General features: G+C 67.8%; 19 protein-coding genes and 1 pseudogene. 13 read left to right on the top strand and 7 right to left on the bottom strand.

The features are described 5' to 3' along the window. The first annotated feature begins 109 nt into the window (after positions 1–109). From topA to proC, 4 genes are all read left to right on the top strand, one after another. A complete protein-coding gene (topA, locus tag CXZ05_RS05640; RefSeq protein ID WP_102971646.1) occupies positions 110–2833 on the top strand; it encodes a type I DNA topoisomerase in 2724 nt (907 codons plus the stop codon). Positions 2834–2886: 53 nt separating this feature from the next. Then, positions 2887–3336 (top strand): SseB family protein, encoded by a 450-nt coding sequence (locus CXZ05_RS05645; protein WP_102971647.1) that lies wholly within the window; start codon positions 2887–2889, stop codon positions 3334–3336. Positions 3337–3420: 84 nt separating this feature from the next. Beyond that, complete coding sequence (locus CXZ05_RS05650; protein WP_102971648.1) at positions 3421–4413, top strand: Ppx/GppA phosphatase family protein; 993 nt, start codon at positions 3421–3423, stop codon at positions 4411–4413. A gap of 469 nt (positions 4414–4882) precedes the next feature. After that, positions 4883–5716 carry a pyrroline-5-carboxylate reductase gene (gene proC, locus CXZ05_RS05655; RefSeq protein WP_102971649.1) on the top strand — a complete coding sequence of 278 codons (834 nt, stop codon included), beginning with the start codon at positions 4883–4885 and terminating at the stop codon, positions 5714–5716. Positions 5717–5803: 87 nt separating this feature from the next. Here the strand turns inward: proC and CXZ05_RS05660 are convergent, their stop codons facing one another. Continuing rightward, positions 5804–6490 carry a TrkA family potassium uptake protein gene (locus CXZ05_RS05660; RefSeq protein WP_102971650.1) on the bottom strand — a complete coding sequence of 229 codons (687 nt, stop codon included), beginning with the start codon at positions 6488–6490 and terminating at the stop codon, positions 5804–5806. Further along, positions 6483–7916 carry a TrkH family potassium uptake protein gene (locus CXZ05_RS05665; RefSeq protein WP_102971651.1) on the bottom strand — a complete coding sequence of 478 codons (1434 nt, stop codon included), beginning with the start codon at positions 7914–7916 and terminating at the stop codon, positions 6483–6485. The genes CXZ05_RS05660 and CXZ05_RS05665 overlap by 8 nt, the downstream gene beginning before the upstream one ends. Before the next feature lie 105 nt (positions 7917–8021). On the opposite strand from CXZ05_RS05665, the gene CXZ05_RS05670 reads away from it, so the two are divergent. Next, the gene (locus CXZ05_RS05670) at positions 8022–9233 is read left to right on the top strand and encodes an acetoin utilization protein AcuC (RefSeq protein ID WP_102971652.1); all 1212 of its coding nucleotides are present in this window, start codon (positions 8022–8024) and stop codon (positions 9231–9233) included. A 77-nt stretch (positions 9234–9310) separates the two neighbouring features. Beyond that, entirely contained in the window at positions 9311–9961 is a 651-nt protein-coding gene (locus CXZ05_RS05675; RefSeq protein WP_102971897.1) for a helix-turn-helix transcriptional regulator, read from the top strand. An 86-nt stretch (positions 9962–10047) separates the two neighbouring features. On the opposite strand, the gene CXZ05_RS05680 is transcribed toward CXZ05_RS05675, so the two are convergent. After that, on the bottom strand, positions 10048–11394 hold the full coding sequence (locus tag CXZ05_RS05680) for an alpha-hydroxy acid oxidase (protein WP_102971653.1): 1347 nt from the start codon (positions 11392–11394) through the stop codon (positions 10048–10050). 107 nt (positions 11395–11501) lie between these two features. Here CXZ05_RS05680 and CXZ05_RS05685 point away from each other — a divergent pair, with 107 nt between their 5' ends. The 3 genes from CXZ05_RS05685 (at position 11502) to CXZ05_RS05690 (ending at position 13096) form a co-directional block, all read left to right on the top strand. Then, positions 11502–12209 (top strand): FadR/GntR family transcriptional regulator, encoded by a 708-nt coding sequence (locus tag CXZ05_RS05685; RefSeq protein ID WP_102971898.1) that lies wholly within the window; start codon positions 11502–11504, stop codon positions 12207–12209. An 84-nt stretch (positions 12210–12293) separates the two neighbouring features. Further along, the gene (locus CXZ05_RS23340; RefSeq protein WP_258006462.1) at positions 12294–12422 is read left to right on the top strand and encodes a hypothetical protein; all 129 of its coding nucleotides are present in this window, start codon (positions 12294–12296) and stop codon (positions 12420–12422) included. 83 nt (positions 12423–12505) lie between these two features. Beyond that, complete coding sequence (locus tag CXZ05_RS05690) at positions 12506–13096, top strand: TetR/AcrR family transcriptional regulator (protein WP_102971654.1); 591 nt, start codon at positions 12506–12508, stop codon at positions 13094–13096. A gap of 12 nt (positions 13097–13108) precedes the next feature. On the opposite strand, the gene CXZ05_RS05695 is transcribed toward CXZ05_RS05690, so the two are convergent. Next, positions 13109–14122 carry a LacI family DNA-binding transcriptional regulator gene (locus CXZ05_RS05695; RefSeq protein ID WP_102971655.1) on the bottom strand — a complete coding sequence of 338 codons (1014 nt, stop codon included), beginning with the start codon at positions 14120–14122 and terminating at the stop codon, positions 13109–13111. Positions 14123–14326: 204 nt separating this feature from the next. Here CXZ05_RS05695 and CXZ05_RS05700 point away from each other — a divergent pair, with 204 nt between their 5' ends. The 4 genes from CXZ05_RS05700 to CXZ05_RS05715 are packed head-to-tail and all read left to right on the top strand — an operon-like array spanning position 14327 to position 18771. Then, a complete protein-coding gene (locus tag CXZ05_RS05700) occupies positions 14327–15733 on the top strand; it encodes a Gfo/Idh/MocA family protein (protein WP_102971656.1) in 1407 nt (468 codons plus the stop codon). Positions 15734–15758: 25 nt separating this feature from the next. Next, a complete protein-coding gene (locus CXZ05_RS05705; protein WP_102971657.1) occupies positions 15759–16736 on the top strand; it encodes an NAD(P)-dependent oxidoreductase in 978 nt (325 codons plus the stop codon). Further along, complete coding sequence (locus CXZ05_RS05710) at positions 16733–17638, top strand: 5-dehydro-4-deoxyglucarate dehydratase (protein WP_102971658.1); 906 nt, start codon at positions 16733–16735, stop codon at positions 17636–17638. The genes CXZ05_RS05705 and CXZ05_RS05710 overlap by 4 nt, the downstream gene beginning before the upstream one ends. Continuing rightward, complete coding sequence (locus CXZ05_RS05715) at positions 17638–18771, top strand: mandelate racemase/muconate lactonizing enzyme family protein (protein ID WP_102971659.1); 1134 nt, start codon at positions 17638–17640, stop codon at positions 18769–18771. The genes CXZ05_RS05710 and CXZ05_RS05715 overlap by 1 nt, the downstream gene beginning before the upstream one ends. Before the next feature lie 98 nt (positions 18772–18869). Here CXZ05_RS05715 and CXZ05_RS05720 read toward each other — a convergent pair whose 3' ends face one another. The 3 genes and pseudogenes from CXZ05_RS05720 to CXZ05_RS23675 all read right to left on the bottom strand — a co-directional run. Beyond that, positions 18870–19991 (bottom strand): Xaa-Pro peptidase family protein, encoded by a 1122-nt coding sequence (locus CXZ05_RS05720; RefSeq protein ID WP_102971660.1) that lies wholly within the window; start codon positions 19989–19991, stop codon positions 18870–18872. Then, positions 19988–22015: a DUF6807 family protein gene (locus CXZ05_RS05725; RefSeq protein ID WP_258006479.1), complete on the bottom strand. Its 2028-nt coding sequence runs from the start codon at positions 22013–22015 to the stop codon at positions 19988–19990. The genes CXZ05_RS05720 and CXZ05_RS05725 overlap by 4 nt, the downstream gene beginning before the upstream one ends. 6 nt (positions 22016–22021) lie before the next feature. Continuing rightward, positions 22022–23125, bottom strand: a pseudogene (locus CXZ05_RS23675) (dienelactone hydrolase family protein); the annotation flags it as partial. Positions 23126–23393: the final 268 nt, after the last annotated feature.

The following is a 23393-nucleotide window of genomic DNA, read 5'->3' on the forward strand; positions in this document are numbered from 1 at the left end:
GTGACGGCGGCCACCGTTTTCCACATGACAGCGCAGAATTCTGCAAAATATGGTGAACTAGGCCAGTATGGGCTGATCTGCCCGAGCAACCTTTTTCTGTAGGAGCACTGTGCCAAGCAAGGCCAAAACCGGCAAGAAACTCGTGATCGTGGAGTCTCCGGCCAAGAGCAAGACCATCGCCAAGTACCTGGGCGAGGGCTTCATCGTTGAGGCCTCCATCGGTCACATCCGCGACCTGCCGCAGCCGTCCGAGCTCCCCGCGGACCTGAAGAAAACCTCCCTGGGCAAGTTCGCCGTCGACGTCGAAAACGACTTCAAGCCCTATTACGTGGTGTCCCCGGACAAGAAGAAAAAGGTGGCCGAACTCAAGGCCCAGCTCAAAGACGCCGACGCGCTCTATCTCGCAACCGATGGGGACCGCGAGGGCGAAGCCATCGCGTGGCACCTCCTGGAGGTCCTGAAGCCCAAGGTCCCCGTGTACCGGATGACCTTCGGCGAAATTACCAAGGAAGCCATCCACCGCGCCATGGACAACCTCCGCGACGTCGATGCCGCCCTGGTTGACGCGCAGGAAACCCGCCGCATTTTGGACCGTCTCTACGGCTACGAGATCTCCCCGGTGCTGTGGCGCAAGGTAGCGCGCGGGCTGTCCGCCGGCCGCGTGCAGTCCGTGGTCACGCGCATGGTGGTGGACCGCGAACGCGAGCGTATGGCGTTCAGGTCCGCCTCCTACTGGGACCTGACCGGGCAGTTCGGTGCCGACGCCGGCTCCTTCAAAGCCAAACTCGCCGCCGTTGACGGCGCCAAGGTGGCCACCGGCCGGGACTTTAACGACGACGGCGAACTCACCTCGCGCAATGTTGCGCACCTCAACGAGGAACTCGCCACCTCGCTGGCCGCCGCCCTGCAGGACGCCGACTTCCGCGTCCGCTCGGTGGACACCAAGCCGTACACCCGCCGCCCCGCCGCGCCCTTCACCACCTCCACGCTGCAGCAGGAGGCCGGCCGCAAGCTGCGGTTCTCGTCCAAGAGCACCATGCAGATCGCCCAGCGGCTGTATGAGAACGGCTACATCACCTATATGCGTACGGACTCCTCGGCTCTGAGCGACGAGGCCGTCACGGCCGCGCGCCGCCAGGCTGCCGAGCTGTACGGTCCCGAATACGTTCCGCAGTCGCCCCGCGTCTACACCAGTAAGGCCGCCAACGCGCAGGAGGCCCACGAGGCCATCCGTCCCGCCGGTGACTCGTTCCGCACTCCGGCCCAGGTGGCCAAGCAGCTTAGCGGCGACGAATTCCGCCTGTATGAGCTGATCTGGAAGCGCACCGTCGCCTCCCAGATGGGCGACGCCAAGGGTTCCACCGCCACCATCCGGCTGGGCGCAGTGGCTGCCGACGGACGCGACGCCGAGTTCTCCGCCTCCGGTACGGTCATCACGTTCCCCGGCTTCCTGGCCGCCTATGAAGAGGGCAAGGACGAAAGCCGCGGCGACGACGACTCCGACGAGGCCCGCCGCCTGCCGAACGTCTCCAAGGGTGACGGTCTGACCGCCTCGGAGATCACCGCCGTCGGCCACGAGACCTCGCCGCCGCCGCGCTACACGGAAGCCTCCCTGACCGCCGAGCTGGAAAAGAAGGGCATCGGACGCCCGTCCACCTATGCCTCCACCATCTCAACCATCCAGGACCGCGGCTACGTGCGGAAGCAGGGCTCGGCGCTGGTGCCGAGCTGGATCGCGTTCTCCGTGGTGCGGCTCCTTGAGCAGCACTTCACGGACTATGTTGACTACGAGTTCACGGCCGACATGGAAGGCGACCTGGACAAGATCGCCAACGGCCAGGCTGTGGGTGCCGCCTGGCTCAAGCACTTCTACTACGGTGAAGACGCCGACCCCGGCCTGCTGAGCATCGTGAACAACCTGGGCGAGATCGACGCCCGCGAAATCAACTCCGTGCCCATCGCGGACGGCATCACGCTGCGCGTCGGCAAGTTCGGCCCCTACCTGGAGAGCTCACTGCCCACGGTCGACCCGAAGACCGGCGAAGTGGTGGAGTCCGCCCGTGCCAACGTCCCGGAGGACCTTGCCCCGGACGAGCTCACCGCCGCGAAGGCAGTGGAGCTCATGGAAACCGCTGCTCCCGAGGAACGGGTCCTGGGCGCCGATCCCCACACCGGCCACACGGTCGTTGCCAAGAACGGCCGGTACGGCGCCTACGTCACCGAGATCATCCCGGAAATGACCGAGGAACAGCTGGCCAACCAGCCAGTGGAGTACTACAAGAACGGCAAGCCCAAGCCGCCGAAGAAGCCCGTCAAGGCCAAGCCGCGCACCGGCTCGCTGTTCAAGTCCATGACCGTGGACGCTGTCACCCTGGACGAGGCGCTGCAGCTCATGAGCCTTCCCCGGGTGCTCGGCGAGGACGCCGAGGGCAACCCCATCACGGTGCAGAACGGCCGCTTCGGCCCGTACTTGAAGAAGGGCACGGACTCACGGTCCATCGGCTCGGAAGAGGAAATCTTCACCATCACGCTGGAGCAGGCCCTGGAGATCTACTCCCAGCCCAAGCAGCGCGGTGCCCGCGCGGCCGTGCCGCCGCTGGCCGAGTTCGGTCCGGACCCGGTGTCGGAGAAGAACATCGTGGTGAAGGAGGGCCGGTTCGGCCCGTACATCACCGACGGCATCACCAACATCACCGTGCCCCGCGACACTGCGCTGGAGGAACTGACCCGGGAACGCGCCGTCGAACTCCTCGCCGAAAAGCGGGCCAAGGGCCCGGTCAAGCGCACCACCACGCGCAAGGCACCGGCGAAGAAGGCCGCAGCGAAGAAGTAGGGGTGACGGCTGCGGGAATTGCTTCGTGCCGTGCAACGTGGTCGAGTAGATGCATGACTGAACAGCCGGAACCCGCAGAGACCACGCCGCTGAACGACCTTGAGGAGAAGCTGGCCCAGGGCGGCCAGCCGGACGCCGATCCGGTGGACGTCATCCTGTCTTTCCTCAACAACGAGGTCTACATCATCAGTTCCGACGCGCTTGAGGGCGAGGATTCCCAGGTTGAGCCGCTGGTGCTGGGCAACGCGGACGGCCAGCCGGTCCTTGCGGTGTTCTCGCACCCCAGCCGGGTGGACTCGCAGTACCTGGAGGCCGCTCCGAATGTGCTGGGCACGCAAGGCGCGGCGATCATCGCCAACATCGGCGATGAGCTCGGGATGGTCATCAACCCGGGTGCGGCGTATGGCTTCGAGATTAATCCCGAGGGCATCGCCAACATCAAGCGCGACTTCAAGCGCGCCGATGAAGTGGATCCCAACCCGGCGGGCCTCGAAGGCGAGTAAACCCGCGCGGCCGTGCGCGCACTAAAGCCCGCAATGTAAGCGACAGGTTGCGTCCGCTGCGCCGGCGGGAGGAATAATGGCAGGATGCGGCTAGGCGTCCTCGACATCGGTTCCAACACTGTCCACCTCCTGCTGGTGGATGCCCACCCCGGCGCGCGGCCTGTGCCTTTCGCCTCGCACAAGCGCCCCCTCTCCTTGGTGCAGTACCTCGATGAGGAAGGGAACATCACCGACGCGGGCCAGCATGAGCTCACGGAGTTCGTGCTCGAGGCCTGGGAGTTCGCGGCGCGGCACAAGGCCGACGACCTGCTGGCCTTCTGTACGTCAGCCATTCGCGAGGCCACCAACGGACCCGCGGTGCTGGCGCGGGTGAAGCACGAGACCACGGTGACGCTGCAGGAACTCACGGGCAGCGAGGAAGCGTCCATGACGTTCTTCGCCGTTCGCCGCTGGTATGGCTGGGGCGCCGGCACGGTCCTGAACTTCGACATCGGCGGCGGTTCCTTCGAAATGGCCCTGGGGCAGGATGAACTGCCCGAACTGGCAACCTCCGTGCCCCTCGGCGCGAGCCGGCTGACCCGGGACTGGCTGCACGAGGACCCGCCCTCCGCGAAGAGTGTCAAGGAGTTGCGCCGCTATATCCGGGCCACCCTCAAGCCCGTGGTCCGCAGCTTCAACGAGGTGGGCAGGGCGAACGTCCTGGCCGGCACCTCGAAGACGTTCCGCTCCCTGGCACGCATCGCCGGGGCAGCCCCCAGCGCCGCCGGCCCGTACGTGAAGCGTGACTTGAACCGCACGGACCTCGGCATCTGGGCGCAGCGGATCTCTGCCATGAAGTCCGAAGACCGGCTGCACCTGCCGGGCGTCTCCGAGGCACGCGCCAACCAGCTCCTTGCCGGGGCGCTGGTGGCTGAAGCGGCCCTGGAGCTCTTTGAGTACAAGAAAATCAAGATCTGCCCGTGGGCACTGCGCGAGGGCCTCATCCTCCGCCGCCTCGACCAGCTGGTTGTCGACGGGCCGCTTGAACCGGCGCCGCACGTGGGCGTCCCGCAGGTCACCGCGCTGCCAGCCATTTAGGGTTTGCGTGCTGCGGCCCCTCGCCGCCGCCTTAAACGAGCAAGCGCCGGCCGGTTACGCAGAAGAAGCTGGGGGGAACACTTCTGCAACCGACCGGCGCCGCGCCAGTCCCGGAGGACCGGCTCCATCACTCGCACCTGTGAGGCGCTTACGACTCTAATGGGCGAGTATGGGTGTTCTGGGGGATTTACCTGAAAGCGGGCTGGGAATCCGTCGCCAGCCTGGCGGGAGCTTAACGGACAGGGACTTAAAGCAAAGACACCGACAGCCTGCTGCAGAAAAATGGGCAAAACCGCTGCAGACCGTCGGTGCCTGACAAGCATCCCCATGCTTGCTTCATCACTCGCACCCTCAATGAGGTATTACCTAACTTAGGGGCCGAAGGTGTGTGAATGCTTCGACCAACATGTGAGCTTCCTGTGAATGACGCAGTCCTGCATCCGGTGCGATGAACTGCAATGATGGAGCAATGAGCAACCGAATCGCATTCCTTGGCTGTGGATCAATGAACGAGGCCATCCTGGGTGGCCTGCTGGAGAGCGGCATGGATCCCATGGAGATCGTGGCCACCGTCCGCCGCGCGGAGCGGGCAGCGGAGCTGGCCGAACGGCACGCGGGCATCACGGCCATCGCCGGCAGCGAAGAGCCCGACAACAACAAGCAGGCGGCGAAAGGTGCCGGCGTCGTGATTCTCGGCGTGAAGCCTGTGGGCATTGCCGAGCTGGCCCGGGAAGTGAGCGGCTCGCTTTCTCCCGATGCGATCGTCATCAGCGTTGCAGCCGCCGTTTCCATCGCCCAGCTCGAAGCCGCCCTGCCGGCGGGCCAGCCCGTGATCCGGACGATGCCCAACACCCCTGCGAAGCTGGGCCGCGGCGTGGTCTCAGTTTCCGCCGGCACCAACTGCTCGCCCGAGCAGCTCCAGCGGGCAAAAGATATTCTCGGCGCGGTGGGGACCGTCGTCGAAATCCCCGAGGAGCAGGTGGACGCCCTGGGCGCCATCAGCGGCTCAGGCCCGGCCTACGCGTTCTACCTGGCCGAGGCCATGGCCGCCGCCGGCGTTGAACTCGGACTCGACGAGGAGCTGGCGCTCCTGCTGGCACGCGAAACCGTGGCAGGAGCCGGCCTCATGCTGGCGGAACCCGGCGCCGAACCGGCCGCCCTGCGCAAAGCCGTGACCAGCCCCAACGGCACCACGGAGCGCGCCATCGCCACGTTCGATGACCGCGGCATGCCGGCCATCATCGCCGCGGGCGCACGCGCCGCTGCCGACCGCGCCGCCGAGATCACCAAGCAGCTCGGCTAGTCCCCACCCCTCCAGGACTGGAGTTTTTGTCCAGATACCGCGACTTAAAGGCCCTTTTGGGCCCGGTATCTGGACAAAAACCCGCCGTTACGGCCGGGCGGCGAACCGTTCCAGCAGGTCCACGTGGCCGGAGACAATCAGCATGTCGCGGGCGGAGACCTTGGTCTCGGGGCGGGCGTACGTGAAGTCCTCGCCTGGGGACTTCACGCCCACGATGGTCACGCCGTATTTGGACCGGACCTTGGACTCGTCCAGCGTGAAACCGACAGTTTCACGCGGCGGATACATCTTCACGATGGCGAAGTCGTCGTCGAACTCGATGAAGTCCAGCATGCGCCCGGAGACCAGGTGCGCCGCGCGGACCCCGGCGTCGGCCTCGGGGTAGATGACGTGGTTGGCGCCGATGCGGGTGAGGATCTTGCCGTGCGAGGGCGTGATCGCCTTGACCCACAAGTGCTCGATGCCGAGGTCCACCAGGTTCACGGTGATGAGCACTGAGGACTCGATGGATGTGCCCACGCCCACCACGGCTGAGCTGAACTCCTGCGCACCCAGCTGGCGCAGCGCGTCGATGTTGGTGGCGTCCGCCTCCACCACGTGGGTCAGAACGGGTGACCACTTCTGGACCAGGGACCTGTCGCGTTCGATGGCCAGCACCTCGCGGCCCTGCTTCACCAGCTGCTCGGCCGTGGAGGCACCGAAGCGGCCCAGCCCGATCACCAGAACCGGCGCGTTGTGGGCGGGGCGGTTGGGGGCGCCTGACGAATTAGCCAATGATTGGCCTCTCTTCCGGGTAGTGGTACAGCTGGCTGCGCTGGCGCAGGGCCAGGGCAGCGGCAAGCGTTACGGTGCCGACGCGCCCGGCGAACATCAGAACCGACAGCACATACACGCCTTCCGGAGGCAGCTCGGCGCTGAGGTTTGTGCTGAGGCCCACCGTGGCGAAGGCTGAAATCGTTTCGAACAGCACCCGGTCAAGGGATGCGCCGCTGATGTGGAGGAGCAGGAAGGCGGACGCGGACACCAGCGTGGCGCCGGCGACGATCACGGAGATGGCCACGCGCATGGTGCCCTCCGGGATGGTGCGGCCGTAAACCTTCACGTCGGCGTCGCCGCGGGCTTCGGCGATGATGGCCAGGAACATGACGGCGATGGTGGTGACCTTGATGCCGCCGGCCGTTGAAGCGGAGCCGCCGCCGGCGAACATGAGGGCGTCCGTGAGCAGCATGGTGGTGGATTCCATCTGGTTCTGGTCCACCAGGTTGAAGCCGCCGGAGCGCGTCATGACGGAGGCGAAGAGTGAGTGCGTGATTTTGTCGCCGAGGTCCATGCCGCCGATGGTCCTGGTGTTGTCCCACTCCATGAGCGCCCACAGGACGGTTCCGGCCGCGAGCAGGATGAACGAGACCTGGATGGTCAGCTTCGTGTGGAGGTTCCACTTCTTCCAGTTCAGCCCGTTTTGCTGCAGCACCATGACGACGGGGAAGCCGAGGCTGCCCAGGAACACGCCGAGCATGAGCGGGATGAGGATCCAGAGGTCTGTTTCGTAGGGGACGATGCCGTCCGAATGGGGGGTGAAGCCGGCGTTGTTGAAGGACGAGATGGAGTAAAAGACGCCGTGCCAGACGGACTGCCAGAACGGTTCGCCGAGGACCATGAAGCGCGGGATCAGGGCGATCGCGAGGACGGCCTCGATGACCACCGAGGTGGTGATGACGATCCGCAGCAGCGTACCCACCTCACCCAGCCGGCCCGCGTTGTTCATGGCCTCCTGGGCGATGAGCTTGCCCCTGACCCCCAGCTTCTTGCTCACCATGAGGGCCAGCAGCGAGGCCAGCGTCAGCGTGCCGAGGCCGCCGACGAAGATGCCGACCAGGATGATCAGCTGGCCGAAGAAGGACCAGTGCACGGCGGTGGACACCACGGTCAGGCCCGTGACGCAGACGGCCGAGACGGCGGTGAACAGGGACTGGTGGAGCGGCGTGAAGTCACCGGTTGCCGAGGACGCCGGCAGCGACAGGAGGGCGGTGAAGAGGACGATGACCACCACGAAGGCGCTCAGGGCAAGACGGGCCGGCGATGTGTTGGCAATGTCATCGATGAAGTCACGGATGCCCGTGAAGATCCACAGGCCCTCACGCTCCGGCGCTGCGGGTTGCCAGCTGGCCGGGCTCTTGGACCTCGACTGGCTTTGGGTCATGTGCGGCTGTTCCTCGGTTGACTCTGCTTCCTCCAGTAGTAAACCACTAAACCCCGCGCCGTGGCCGGGCCCGGGAGCAGACGGGCCTCCGGTAGCCTGTCAGTAATGACATTCCAGCCTGGACTCAGCCTCCCTGCACTGCCAACGACGGTGGTGTGGGACGCCGCCATGACGGCGTACAACTTCGGCCCGGGCCACCCCATGGCACCCGAACGCCTGGACCTGACCGCCCGGCTGGCCTCGAGCCTGGGCCTGCTGGACCTTGCCCACGTCACGCTGTCCGCCCCGGACGTGGCCGACGACGGCGAGCTCACCACCGTGCACAGCCCCGACTTCGTGGCCGCGGTCCGCCGGGCCAGCGACAACCCCGCCGCCGCGGACGAGTCCTACGGGCTGGGCACCGAGGACGATCCCGCCTTTGCCGGAATGCACGAGGCTGCGGCGCGCCTGGCCGGCGGCTCCCTCCTCGCGGCGAGCTCGATCCTGGACGGCTCGGCGGTCCGGGCCGTGAACTTCGGCGGCGGGCTGCACCACGCCTCCCGCGACCGGGCCAGCGGCTTCTGCGTCTACAACGATGCCGCCCTGGCCGTCCGGAAACTGCTCGACGGCGGCGTGCAGCGGGTGGCATATATCGACGTCGACGCCCACCACGGGGACGGGACGCAGAGCATCTTCTGGGACGACCCCCGCGTCCTCACCATCTCGCTGCACGAAACCGGCATGTCCCTGTTCCCCGGCACCGGCTTCGCCAACGAGATCGGCGGCCCCGAGGCCCTGGGCAGCGCCGTGAACGTGGCGCTGCCTGCGGGAACGGGTGACGCCGGTTGGCTGCGGGCATTCCACGCCGTGGTCCCGCAGCTGGTGGGCGCCTTCGCGCCCGAGGTCATCGTCAGCCAGCACGGCTGCGACTCGCACCGGCTTGATCCACTGACCCACTTGAACGTGAGCGTGGACGGACAGCGCGAGGCCGCCAGCGCCGTCGCGAGCCTGGCTGCCCGCTACTGCGGAAACCGCTGGATCGCCACCGGCGGCGGCGGGTACCACATCACGGGCGTTGTGCCGCGGACGTGGAGCCATCTGATCGGCATCGCTGCGAACCGGCCGGTGCCGCTGCGGACCCCCGTGCCGGAGGCGTGGCGGACGTACGTGCAGGAGCGTTACGGAGTTGACGCGCCGGAGAGCATGGGCGACGACGCCGACGTCTGGTGGCGCTCGTGGGAGGTCGGCTTTGATCCCAACGATGACATCGACCGCACCGTGATGGCCACGCGCAAGGAGGTCTTCCCGCTGTACGGCCTGGATCCCTGGTTTGATTAGTTCCGGTTTCTTCATGGGGCCAGCCGCGGACGAAATAGTAGATGCCATTCGGCGTATATGTCGCTAGGGTGGGTCTCATGGTGACAGACGACGTATTTGCCGTCATTGCGGAGGCAACGCGGCGCGACATTCTCGTGTCCCTCCAGGCGGGGGATAAAGCAGTGGGGGAGCTGGTCGAGGAGCTCGCCGCCAGCCAGCCCACCATCTCCAAACACCTCAAGGTGCTGCGTGAAGCCGACCTGGTGAGCATGCGCGCGCAGGGCCAGAAGCGCTACTACGCGCTCAATCGCAAACCGCTGGCGGGTGTGGCCAGCTGGCTGGAGACGTTCGACGTCGGACGCGCGGCTTCCGCAGTTACGTCACCGGACGCCGCACCTCAGCAGGCCCCAGAAGCCGAGGCCGCTGCTGCACGTACGGCCGCCGCCTCAGGAACATCGGCCGGGATTTCCGCGCCCGCCGTGGCCGGCCCTGCCGCGGAAGTACCGGGCGCCTTCGCGGCAGCCGCCGCCGCACGGTCCGGCAGCGCGGCGGACGACGCGACCCACGCACCAGGGCGGCCGGCGAGCGGCCAGCTGAGTCCCGCCGTCGTGGTTCCCGGCGGACAGCTTCCAGGCAGCGCCGGCCAGGACGACACCGTCCCGCAGCAGATCGGCCGCACCGTGGGCCGCGCCGCGACGAAGGCCGCCGACCTGCTGGCGAACCTGCCCAAGTTCGGCCGCAAAAAGTAGCCCCCTGAAGGAGTTTTTGTCCAGATAATGGGGGCTAATGGCCCATCAGAGGCCATTATCTGGACAAAAACTCCAGCGGGAGCAGGCTACTTGCCGAGGATCCGGACGTGCTCGGGGGTCAGCTCGGAAATGCTGCTGACGCCGAGGAGGGCCATGGTGCGGGCCATGTCCTTTTCGAGGATCTGCAGGACGCGGTCGACGCCGGCCCGGCCGCCGGCCATAAGCCCGTACAGGTAGGCGCGGCCGATGAGCGTGAAGTCGGCGCCGAGGGCCAGGGCGGCGATGATGTCCGCACCGCTCATGATGCCCGTGTCCAGCATGATCGCGGCCTTGCTGTTGTCCGCCTTGAGCGCCTGGGAAACTTCCGGCAGCAGGTGGAAGGGGATGGGTGCGCGGTCCAGCTGGCGGCCGCCGTGGTTGGAGAGCACGATGCCGTCGGCGCCGTGGTCCACCACCTTGCGGGCGTCGTCCACGGTCTGGATGCCCTTGACCACGAGCTTGCCCTTCCAGGTTTCGCGCAGCCAGTCGAGGTCCTCGAAGGTGAGGGTGGGGTCGAACATCGAGTTGATGAGGTCGGCCACCGTGCCTGTGTAGCGCGAGAGCGAGGCGAAGGTAAGCGGCTCGTGGGTAAGGAAGTTGAACCACCAGGCCGGGCGGTAGGACGCGTCCAGCACGGTCTTCAGCGTCAGGGCCGGCGGGATGGTCATGCCGTTCCGGACATCGCGGAGCCGCGCCCCGGCCACGGCGGTGTCCACCGTGACCATGAGGGTGTCGTTCCCGGCCTTCGCTGCCCGCTCAATCAGTTCGAGGGAGCGGTCCCGGTCCGTCCAGAGGTACAGCTGGAACCAGTTCCGGCCGTTGGGTGCCGCCGCGGCCACGTCCTCGATCGAGGCGGTGCCCATGGTGGAGAGTGTGTAGGGGATGCCTGCGGCCTCGGCGGCCTGCGAGCCCGCATATTCGCCTTCAGACTGCATCATCCGGGTAAAGCCGGTGGGCGCGATGCCCACGGGAAGCCGGGAGGACTTGCCCAGAATGTCCGTGCTCAGGTCGATACTGGACACGTTCCGCAGGATTCCGGGGCGGAACTCGATGTCCAGGAACGCCTCGCGGGCACGCCGCAGGGTGATCTCGGCCTCCGCCGCGCCGTCGGTGTAGTCAAACGGGGCCTGGGGGGTGCGGCGCTTTGCGATGTCGCGCAGTTCCCAGACGGTGCTGGCGCGCTTGAGCCGTGCTTCCTTGCTGAACTCGGGCTTCTTGAACTGCATCAGTGGGGCGAGGTCCGAGTACTTCGGGATGCGACGCTTCAGGGCGGCCGGGACCGCTGCGGCCGCAGCGGCAGCAGCGGCGACGCCGGTGGCGGGTGTGGCGGGAATGTCCGTGGCTTCCGGGGCCGGAGTGGTCTCCGGGTTGCTCGGCTGGATGGTGTGGGTCATGGCTTTCCTCCGTTGGCATGCCGGGAGATGCTGGTCAGGAGCCTCCCCGCTGTGGTCTAACCACACTCTAGGGCATGTGGTCCAACCACATCAAGTACCATGGGCTCATGCGTACGCACCAACTTGTCCTGCGGTGGATCGAGGATCAGCTCTCCGGCGGCCAGCTCGCCGTCGGCGGCCGCCTTCCGGCCGAACGGACCCTGGCCGAACAGCTCGGCGTCTCCCGCACCTCCGTCCGCGAGGCCATCCGGGTCCTTGAGGCCATGGGTGTGGTCCGGGCCGGCGTGGGTTCCGGTCCGGAGGCGGGAACTGTGGTGATCTCGGATCCGACGGCGGCACTCGGCTCAGCGCTGCGGCTGCACGTGGCCACGCAGCACCTGCCGGTGGAGGACGTGGTGGAAACGCGCGTGCTGCTCGAGTCCTGGGCGGCCGCCCGGGCCAGGCCCGATGCCCCCGAACTCGACCTCGCCGGGGCACTGCTGGACGACATGGACGGGGGCCACGGCATCGACGACTTCCTGGCCCTGGACGTCCGCTTCCACCTGGCACTGGCGGACGCCGCCGGCAACGCCGTGGTCAGCGCCATGATGGGATCCCTGCGGGAGGCCATTCAGGGCTATGCCGGGCAGCTGACCGCGAACCTGCCAGACTGGGACGCCACGGCCTCGCGGCTTCGTGCAGAACACCGGGAGATCCTGACGGCCATCAGGAAGGACGACGGCGGCCGGGCGGCCGAGTTGGTTGCCGCCCACATCAGGGGCTACTACAAAGAAGCCGGGCTGGGCCCGAAGGATCCGGACCCAGCCCGGCCGTAGCTTGCCTGGGGGTGAGTTTTTGTACAGATAATGGCCCCAAACAAGCGTTTAAGTCGCGATATCTGGACAAAAACTCGGGGAGGGTTGGCGGACCTCGACCTGCATCGCCTGGAAGTCGTCCGCCGCGTGCCGGCCAACCAGCAGACGGAAGGAGCCGCGCTCAACCTGCCGGCCGCCGTCGTTATGGCCAAAGGCATCCCGAAGAAAGCGTAGCCCCCGAAAACCTGGTGTGATCAGGTTTGCTTAATATGTTCTGGTCGCCCGGTGGGCGGGCGCCGGTGAAATAAACTTGCGAAATGTCTCCGTCAAAGCCCCGCGGGCAGTACGCCAAAGGCGCCGAACGCCGCGAGCAGATCATCCAAACCGCGACAGACGTCTTTGCCAGCGAAGGCTTCGAGGGCGCCGCCCTCAAACGTGTGGCCGAGCTCGTGGGGGTTAAGGAGGCCACGCTCTTTCACTACTTCAGCGGCAAACAGGAGCTCCTGACGGCGGTGCTTGCCGAGCGGGACCGCCGTAGCCGGGACATTGGGGGATTGGCCGAGTTTGGCCTGCCCAACCTGGCGTCCGTGGCCGAGCGGAACGAAAAGGAACCCGGGCTGACAACCCTCTACGCCGTGGCGTCGGCAACGGCCAATGACCCTGGGCACGCTTCGCACGGCTACTTCCAGGACAGGTACTCCCAGCTGGTGGAGGAACTGGCGATCGATATCGGCCGGCGCCAGGGTGCGGGGGAAATCCGGTCCGACGTCGCGGCGGAGTCACTCGCCAGACTGGTTATTGCGGCGTTCGACGGCCTTCAGCTGCAGTGGCTGTACGACAAGAAAGTGGACATGGCCGGCGGCCTGACGGAGCTCGTCGACGTACTCCTGGTGCCGACCAAGCCCTAACCCCGGCGGGCCCTAAGTGCTGACTGGGCCGGTGCTTCCCCGGATCTCCAGGCGCGGCTGGAAGGTGGTGTCCTCGTCCGGTGCCTCGGCATTGCGGATCAGGGCCCGCAGACTGTGCCAGGCGCGTTCGCCGAGTTCCGTGATCGGCACTGCGGCGGTGGTGAGCGGCGGGGTGGTGTACCGGGCAAAGGGGATGTCGTCGAAGCCGGTGATGGAGATGTCCTCGGGAACGCGGACGCCGTGCTCGTGCAGTCCGCTGAGGAGGCCCATGGCAACGAGGTCGTTGAAGGCAAGGACCCCGGTGGCCCCGCTGGCCAGCACCTCGTTTACCGCTTCATGGCCGGTTTCGAAGCTGGACCCGCCCTCGAGCATCCGGAGTTCGACGTCGGGATTCGAGGCCCGGAACTTGTTCAGCCCGGCCATGCGGGCCCGGTTGGAGGCGCTTCGGGCGGGGCCGGCCAGGAAGGCGATGCTGGTATGCCCCAGGCTGACCAGGTGTTCCGCGAGCTCCTGCACGCCCTGGCTGTAGTCCACCTCGAGGCTCGGCACGCGGGTTTCCGTGGTGCTGCGGTTGATCAGGACCATGGGATGCAGTGACGGCGCCAGCTCCTCGAGTTCGGCGTCGCCCATGCGCGGCGCACACAGTACCAGCCCGTCGCAGCGCCGCCGCGCTTCCCCGGCCAGGATCGCCTCCTCGCTCGAGACCTCGGAGGAATCGGCGATGAGCACCCGGTAGCCGTCCTGGGCTGCGGCCATGCTCAGTCCGCGCAGGATGGCCTGGAAAGTGGGGTTGGCGAGGTCCGGCACCACGATGCCGATGGTGTCGGTCTTGCCAAGGGCAAGGCTGCGTCCCACAGGATTCGGCTGATAGTTCAGTTCCGCCGCAGCATCGCGTACGCGCTGGGCAATGGCGGGATCCACGGTGAAGTTGCCATTCATCACGCGGGAAACGGTGGCGTGCGAGACGCCGGCCTTGAGCGCGACGTCCGCGATGCCGATGCGCCGGGTGCCGGTTCTCCTGCCCATATGGTTCCTTCCCTGTCCGCTGCCACGGAACGTTGCCACTGTCCGCCGCCGCGGCCCTCCGGCTTGCGGAAGATGGTTGACGCGCTCGCCGGTGTCTTGATACAAAGCTTATAACGTTTCGAGAAAACGCTTTCTCAGGATTCTTCCTTCATGTGGGCAGGGCGTCAAGCGGCCCGCCTACCGCCTTTGGAAAGGGGCCCACCCATGGTCAATGTCGACACCGCCCAGCACCCGCAACCCGAGACTTCGGGACCAGCCGCGCGGTCCCGCATCGCCCTGATAGGCACCGGCGGCCGCTCGGAAATGTACATCCGCGCCATCCTCGGCCAGCACGCGGATGTGGCCGATCTGGTGGCCCTCTCGGACGCAAATCCCGGCCGCGTGGAGTACTACCAGCGGCTCATCCAGGAACTCGGCGCGGAGGGCCCGGCCGACTCGTTCGAGCCCGGCAACCTGACCGAGTACATCAGAGCAAAGGCGATCGACCGCGTCATCGTCACCACCCCGGACTACACCCACGCCGACTACATAGTCGAAGCGCTCGAGGCGGGGGCCGACGTCGTCGTCGAAAAGCCGCTGACCATCGACGCCGAGGGCTGCCGCCGCATCACTTCAGCCGTGGCGGCCACCGGCCGCAACGTTGTGGTGACCTTCAACTATCGCTACTCACCGCGGAACAGCGCACTGAAGAAGGTCATCCAGGACGGCGTGATCGGCAAAGTCACGTCCATCGACTTCAGCTGGGTCCTGGACACCGTCCACGGCGCCGATTACTTCCGCCGCTGGCACCGCGACAAGCAGAACTCCGGCGGCCTGCTCATCCATAAGGCCTCCCACCACTTCGACCTCGTGAACTGGTGGATCGACGACGTTCCCGAGCGGGTCTACGCCTCCGGCGGCCTGCGGTTCTACGGCGCAAAAAATGCTGCGGAACGCGGCCTCGGCGCCCGGCCCGAGCGCGGCACGCAGAAGAAAGACAACAGCAGCGCACGCGATCCCTTCGCCCTGGACCTTCGCGAGGACGAGCGGCTGCGCGAGCTGTACTACGACAACGAGAAGTTCGACGGCTACCGCCGGGACCAGGACGTCTTCACCGAGGGCATCACCATCGAGGACAACCTGGCGCTCACGGTGGACTACGACGGCGGGCCAACGCTCAGCTACTCCCTGAACGCCCACAGCCCGTGGGAAGGCTACCGGGTTGCCGTCAACGGCACCGAAGGCCGGGCCGAGCTGGAGGTGGTGGAACGTGCCGCCGTCGTCCACAGCACCGACAAGAAAACCGTGGTGGACCCCTCCGCCACGCCCGTGGAAGAGGACGACGCCGTACGCCGAAACGGTGAACGCCTCGTGGTCCAGCGCCACTGGGAGCCAGCCTACGAGGTGCCCATCGTCAACGGCGAGGGCGGCCACGGCGGCGGCGACAACCTCCTGCTCTCCGACCTCTTCAACGGCCCGGGCGAGGACCCGCTGGGCCGGCCCTCCGGGTACCTGGACGGGCTCCGCTCCGTGTCCGTCGGTATTGCGGGCAACGCGTCGCTGGAAACCGAACTGCCCGTCCGCATCAGCGAGCTCGGCCTGGGCGTGGAACTGCGCCGCGGCCGGGCCTGAACGCAGCAGGAACAGGAACAACACCATGAGCAGAATTGTTGTCACCGGCGGCGCCGGGCGTTTGGGGCGCAGTGTGGTCGCGGGCCTCGCCGAGGCCGGGCACAAGGTGATCTCGGTGGACCGGGACGCCGTCCCGGGCGGCGCGTTCCCGGCCGGCGTCGAACAGGAAACGGCGGACCTGCTGGTCCCCGGCGAGGCGTTCCGCCTCCTGGAACGCACAGCGCCCGACGCCGTCATCCACCTCGCTGCTATCGCCGTGCCTTTCAGTGCACCCGAGGAGGTCATTTTCAGCACCAACACGCGGCTCGCCTTCGCGGTGGTCAGCGCGGCGACCGAACTCGGGATCGGGAAGATCGTTACGGCCAGCAGCCCCACCGTCCTGGGCTACGGCTCGCCCGCCGGCTGGCTGCCGGAGTCGTTCCCGGTGGACGAGGCCACAACGCCCCGGCCCTGGAACGCCTACGCGTTGTCCAAACTGATCGCCGAACAGACGGTGCAGATGTTCGCCGCGGCCCAGGGGGACCGGATCCGGTACGCGGCGTTCCGGCCCTGCTACGTCATCTCGCCGGAGGAGTGGGCGGGCGCCCCCACCCAGCAGGGGCACACCGTCCGCGAGCGGCTCGCCGACGCGGCACTGTCCGCGCCGGCGCTCTTCAACTATGTGGATGCCCGGGACGTGGCCGACTTCCTGGATGTGCTACTGCGGAACATGGACTCCATCCCCAACGGCGAGACGTTCTTCGTGGGCGCTGCCGATGCGCTGGCCACCGAACCGCTGGCCGCGCTTCTGCCGCAGTTCGTGCCCGGCAGCGCCGGGCGCGCCGCCGGACTCACCGGCACCAGCCCCGCCTTTTCCATCGACAAAGCCAAGCGGCTGCTCGGCTGGGAACCCCAACGCACATGGCGCACAGAACTCGCCCTGACTGAGGAAACCCTGGTCGGCGCCACCGCGGGACCAACCACCACAGGATCAGCCACACCCGGATCACAGGAGACCAAATGAAACTCGACGGCGTGCTTTTCTTTCCCGTCACCCCCTTCGGCGCCGACGGTGAAGTGGACGTTGAGGTCCTGAAGGAACACATCGCCTCACGCCTGGCGCACCGCCCCGGCGGTGTGTTCCCGGCATGCGGCACCGGCGAATTCCATGCCCTGAGCATCGACGAGGTGCGCACCGTGGTGACGGCCGCCGTCGAAACCGTGAACGGCCAGGTGCCCGTTATCGCCGGCGCCGGCGGCCCCCTTGGCCACGCCCTCGCCGCGGCACGCGCGGCCGAGGAAGCGGGCGCCGACGCCCTGCTGGTCCTGCCACCGTACTTGGTTTCCGGGCCCACCGACGGCGTGGTGGCCTACATCGAAGCGGTGGCCGGCGCGAGCAGCCTACCGGTGATCGTGTACCACCGCGGCACGGCCAAGTTCACGGCCAAGGCCATTGCGCAGCTGGCCGGCAACCCCAGGGTCATCGGCTTCAAGGACGGCATCGGGGACGTCGGCCTGGCCCAGGAGATCGTCTCCGCCGTCAAGGCCAGCGGCCGGGAGGACTTCCTGCTCTTCAACGGACTGCTGACCGCCGAACTGACGCAGGGCGCCTACCGGGGACTCGGCATCCCGCTGTACTCCTCGGCAGCCTTCGCCATGGCCCCGGAAATCGCCACCGCCTACTACGACGCCTACGCCAGCGGCGATGAGGACCGCCGGCAGGCCCTGCTCGCCGGCTTCTACGCGCCTCTCGTGCGCCTACGGGACCAGACGCCGGGCTTCGGCGTCTCCCTGATCAAGGCCGGTCTGCGCCTCAACGGACTGGCCGTCGGCCCGGTCCGGCCCCCGCTGGTTGACCCCACCGAGGACCAGCTCGTGGAGCTCAAGGCAATCCTGGCCAAGGGCCACGAGCTGGCCGGCCGCTGATGCCGGCCAAGATCACGGGGCTGCACACGCGACTCATTACGGTGCCGCTGCGGCGCAGCTGGGGCGCCGATGCACCGGAGAACCACATCATCGCCACCAGCCTTTTTACGGACGACGGCGGCGCGGGGCACGGTTTCTCCTGGACCCCCACTATCGGGCCGCAGGCGGTCAAGGCCCTCCTTGACCACGACATCGCGCCTTTTATCACCGGGCTGGACGCGAACCCGGAGGTGGTCTGGGACCAGCTCTGGAAACGGCTGCACGAGGCCGGTGGCGGCGGGCTCACCACCATCGCGATGGCTGGTGTCGACCTCGCCCTCTGGGACCTGGCGGCACGCACTGCGGGGGTGTCGGTGGCCGGGCTGCTGGGCCAGCGGCAGGAATCGGTGGAGGTCTACGGCTCGGGCGTGAACCTGCACTACTCCCTGGAAGAACTCGTGGCCCAGACCGAACGGTGGGTGGCCGCGGGCCACCGGGCCGTGAAGATCAAGGTGGGCAAGCCGGACCTGGTCGAGGACGCCGAACGCGTGGCCGCGGTCCGCTCGGTGCTCGGCCCGGACCGCCGGCTCATGATCGACGCAAACCAGCGCTGGGACCTGCCCGCTGCCCTCCGAGCCCTGGACGTGCTGGGCCAGTTCGGCCTGGACTGGCTGGAGGAACCCCTGCGCGCCGACGATCTCTCAGCCTACCGCCGCCTGCGGAAGCAGTCGCCGGTACCCATCGCCCTGGGCGAGAACGTGCACACCATCTACCGTTTCCGGGACTTTATCGAGGCCGAGGCAGTGGACATCATCCAGCCCAACATCATCCGGGTAGGCGGCATCACGCCGTTCCGCCGGATCGTGGAGCTGGCTCGGGCCAACAGCGTCCGTGTGGCGCCGCATCTGCTGCCCGAGCTGTCCGGCCAGCTCGCCCTGACCCTCGCCGAGGCGGTCAGCGTGGAGGACGTGGAGGACGCATCCTTCGAACAGCTGGGCATCCTGGCCGGCCAGCCGCCGGTCCAGATCCGCGACAGCCGCCTCTACGGGACGGGCCTTCCTGGCCTGGGTTTCAGCTTCACCGCCGCACTCACCCCTCAACCGCGGGACCGCGCCTTCGACCTGCCGGCGGACCCGGCGTTCCGGCTCTCGTAGGTTCCTCGCGCCCATCCAGGTAGCAGCACAGGGCGTTCCCAGACTTGGGAACGCCCTGTGCTGCTACTTGGTTGGGGTCAGTTATGCAGTTGGGTCAGTTACAGCTGCAGGGTCAGCGGCCGGGGGAGTCCGTTGACCTCCGCCGCCGGCCACCTCGGGTCGAACGTCAGGACACCGGTGCCCGCCGCAGTCAGCTGCACGGTGTCCTCGATCTTGACGCCCGGACCGGAGGGATTCCACGTGAAGGTCTGGTTGGGCACCACGACGTCGTCCGTGGCGGCGGTGGCACGGGGATCGCGGCCCGCGTACCCGGCGGGTCCGCCCTGGTGGTGCAGGGTCCACTGGTCGGCGCCGAAGCCGTGCCGGGCGTACGCGGCCTGGATTTCGCCGAAGATGCCGCCGAGCCTGGCGCCCGGAACCGTGGCGGCGAAGATGTCCGCCTCAACGGCCGCGATGCGCTCCTCGGCGTCCAGTTCTTCGGCGGTACCGGCGTCGAACCGCACCCACCTGGTCAGGTTGGCCACCAAGCCGTGCCTCCGGGCGCAGACCACGGCCATGGCCCGCCGGCCCAGGGGTGAGTGGGTGGCGAGTGGGTGCCGGAACGCGCTGCGCGAGCTGCCGTTGCAGAGCAGGACCAGGGGCTCGGCTCCGGCCGCGACAATCCGCGCGGCCAGGGCGGACGCGACCTCGAACTCGGTGGTGTCCGGCGTCGTCCGGGACAGGACGTCCGTCATGGCGCTGGCGGCATCGGCGCACAGCCTGGCGTAGCGGGCGCTCTCACCCGGCAGCATCGGCTGCCGCGCCGCCCGGAGTTCCGCGGCCACGGCCTTCTCTGCCAGCGGCTCGCCGGGTCCGGCGAGTGCACCGACGGCGTCGGCGAGCTGTCCGTGCCAGGGGACCGTGTGAAGTTCGACGCCGGGCGGCAGCTCTTCGGCGGCGAGGCGTTCCGCCTCGTTGTTGAACGTGACGAGGCGCTCGCCCCTCCGGTCAACGAGGAGCGCCGCGATCGGGTCGCCTGCCAGGCTGATGTGCATGCGGCTGCCGTCCAGGTACCACGTGAGCGCGGTGTGGCTGGTCAAGAGCAGGGCGTCATGTCCCCTGGCATCCAGGATGTCCAGGACCCGTTGCCGTTTGGCGGCCTTGTCGTGTGGGTTGCCGGGCAGGGTTGTTGGAGCCTGTACGGCTCCGGCCAGTGCGGTTGCGGGTGCAGGAACGTTCATGTGGTTTCCCCCAAAGATTCGGTGAGTTGTGCAATGTCTGCGGTGCTCAGGATTCCGTCGGCGACCAGAACCGTCACGGTGCGCCGGACAGGGTTGTCCCGGGTTGCGAGGAGGGGACTGTCCCAGGCGAGCGAGAGCCCGACTCCCGGGTAGCCCGCAAGCCGGACGAACCACGGATCCGGTGCCTGCGGCGAAGCGAGGAACACCAGCGTGGCCTCTTGGCCGCTCGCGGACCTTCCAGCTGCCCCGAACACTCCGCTCCATGCCAGCCACGGGGCAACCGTGCCGTGCACGGCGTCCTCGCCTTCGGCCCTGGCCGTCCGGATCCGTGCGTCACTTGCGGGTGGCAGCCGCCAGAAGAAGCCGCCGTAGCCGCCGTTTTCCCGGCCGTTGGAGCCCGGGCTGCCCAGCGCCACTGGTTCCGGGCCAACGGGTGCGAGTTCAAAGTCCAGGCCAAGCTTCCACACGGACGGGCCGACGGCGTCATACCGCCAGCGCCGCTGTTCGGTCAGCACCGCCGTGCCGTCGGGACCCACCCAGTGGAGTGTCTGGTGCAGGCCCCCGGGGGACTCGGCCGTGTCCGTGATTTCGATGTGGCCATGGTCGTCCTGCCACACGTAGCCACCGGCCCGGCGCGTGTAGGTCCGCCCGCCCCAGAAGTTCACGCCGGCAACGTCCTGGATGGCGACGCCCGCCCCCAGATGCCAGACGTGGTCGGCGGGCAGGTGGTCCGTGACAACCGTGCCTGCGAGCGTCGTTACAGGGTGCAGGTAGGGCCGGGGCACGGACGTCGGCGTGATGCGGCTTCCGTCCTGCAGCCAGGCAACGGGACGCCCATCCACTGCCAGAAAGGGTTTCGCCGGTTCCGGCCTGGCCCAGGGCAGCCCGAGCTCGGCAAACGTGGATTGCGAGAGAACTGCCCGCAGCAGCGCCGTCTCGATGCCGCCAACCACGGGGTGGGCGTCGTCGCTTTCGCCTTCCCAGGCAACACATGCCGCCGGAATCTCCCGCGGCGGCTCAGCGGTGCGGACCGCCTCGAGGACGGTCATGTAGGCTCCGGCTGCGGAGAGCGGGCTGAGCAGCCCGGTCCCGTTAGCTGTGGCGCGGGCGGCCAGGAGATTCTCCAGCAGGTCCGTCCGTCCGAACGTCCGCGTGCTGGTGCCCTGGGCGGTTTCCAGGACCAGCCTGTCCTCGGTGTAGAAGAACTCCGCCTTGCCGAGCGTGCCGAAGACTGTGACGGAAGGCGGGGACTGTTCGGCCGCGCACAGAGTCAGGGCACACATGAGGACCCGTCCGGCCGGCGTGCGGACCCGGATAACTGATGTGTCGTCGCTCTCCGTGTTGTGGGCCCGGTACAGGTCGGTTTCCACCGACCCGACGTCGCCCACGCCGGCCGCGCCGGCGATCCGCAGCCCGGTCGCAACCGCATGGGCCAGGGCGTTCGTGGCCACGCCGTCCACGACGTCGGTGCCGTCCAGGCTCCGCCGGCCGGCCCAGCGTGAGCGTTTGAAGTAGCCAGCGTTCCGCACCCAGGCCCCGGTGGCACCGATTCCGCGGATGCGGCCGAGTGCCCCCGATTCCACCAGCGCGGCGATCTCCGGCAGCGCATCCGAGCCGAGGCTCTGGAACCCGACCTGGACCAGCCGGCCCGCCGCCTCGGCCGCGGCCAGCACCTCTTCGAACTGGGCAAGGGAGGCCATCGGCGGCTTCTCCACGTAGACGTCGGCACCGGCGGCGATCGCGGCCAGGGCCAGCGGGGCGTGGGTCTGGATGGGCGTCGCGAGGATGACGACGTCGGGTGCGGTGCCCGCTGCCAGCAGTTCATCCAGGGTGCCGAAGACCTGCACCGAAGAATCCAGCGTCCCGTCTGCCGGGGGACGCGGATCGGCGACGGCGACAAGCCGGGCCAGTTGACGATTCTCCAGCCGGCGGAGATTGTCCAGGTGCCGGGCGCCGTAGCCGTGCACGCCCACCAGCGCGATGCGGGGGACGGTCGTCGGAACGGCCGAAGGAGCCGCGGCCACCCCGCCCTGAAGACCAGCCGCGAGGAAGGCGGCCGCCTCCTCCTGCATCCCGCGGGTAAACACATGGCCGCCCGGCCAAAAGCTCCCGGTGTACCGCCCGGCCGGATGGAGGGCACCCAGGCGGGCGTCGGCGTCGTGCATTCCCTGTTCCGGGAACAGTTCATCGGCCGACGCGTATTGCACCAGCAGGCTGTCCGACGATGAGCTCGCGGTGAGCTCGGGCCAGTCGCCAAGACGGGTGAGGCCGGGCGTCTGGAGCAGCCACGAATGTGCGTCCAAATACGTGGGAAACAGGGATGCGAAGGTGGTCATCATGCAGGTCACAACGTGGCTGCGGATGAGCGGGCTGAGCGCGGCGAGCATGAGGGACCTGGCGCCTCCGCCGGAGAAGCCGGCACAGCCGAGCCTTCCGGCGTCCACCCCCGGGAGCCCGGCGAGTACGTTCAGCGCCGCGAGGTCGTCGTGCGCCACCATGCCGGCGAAGCTGGTGCCGAGCAGGCCGGCGGCCTTGGCCACGGTGTCCTCGTGGGCGGCGGCCGCGGCGTCGTACAGTTCTGCCGGGGACGGTTCGACGCCGGCCTCCCGCCACAGTGCCTTCCGGCCGTCGACGGCGGCAGCCGTTCGATCGGGAGGCGTGCCGAGGTCGAAGCCCCGGCTGCCCCACGAGAACGTGTCATGGGCGAGCACGGCGAAACCCTGCGACGCCAGCCAGGTGGCGAAGGGCCGGCCCTCATACAGCCGGTTCCGGAGCGTGTCCGGGCCGCTTCCCGCCGTCGGGCTGTCCACCAGCCGCGCGGCACCGGAAGACTTGATGCCGGCATGGCAGTGCAGCGCCAAGACGCCCGGCAGGGGGCCGGCGGCGTGCGCCGGGCGGATGAACCAGGCAGTGGTGCGCGGACCAAAGCCCAGCTGCCAGCTCAAGCGGGAGGTGGTCACGCCATCGTATGTTTCCTCCCAGTCGACACGGACGGCGGGCCCGGCCGGGACGTCAGGAACACCAAGCACGTCCGCCAGCTCCTGGCTCCGGCTGTCTGCCGGGCGATAGCGCGGGGCGGCAGCCACGAAGCCAGGCCAGTCCTCGTAGCCGCCGATGGCGCTGGCTGGAATCATGGCCGCGTTCTCCGGGGTGCAAACATCGTTGTCCTGCCTTTCGCAGTTCGCGCGCAGCGGCGCTCGGCAGCGCTCATCAGTCAGAAAACGCTTTCTCAAAAATTAGCAAAGGGGTGTACACCGGTCAAGAAACCGTTTACTTTGGTACGGAGCCGCCGTTGCCCGAGTCACTTTCGGGCCACATTGGGAGCGTACTTTGGCGGCACCAGCTGCCGGCGTCAACGCTTAGGCAAGGACCAATCCGTGGAAGGCCACGATGACCAAAGGA

Origin of the sequence: Arthrobacter sp. AFG20, from assembly GCF_002892795.1 — a bacterium.
In the GTDB taxonomy this organism is placed as follows: Bacteria; Actinomycetota; Actinomycetes; order Actinomycetales; family Micrococcaceae; genus Arthrobacter.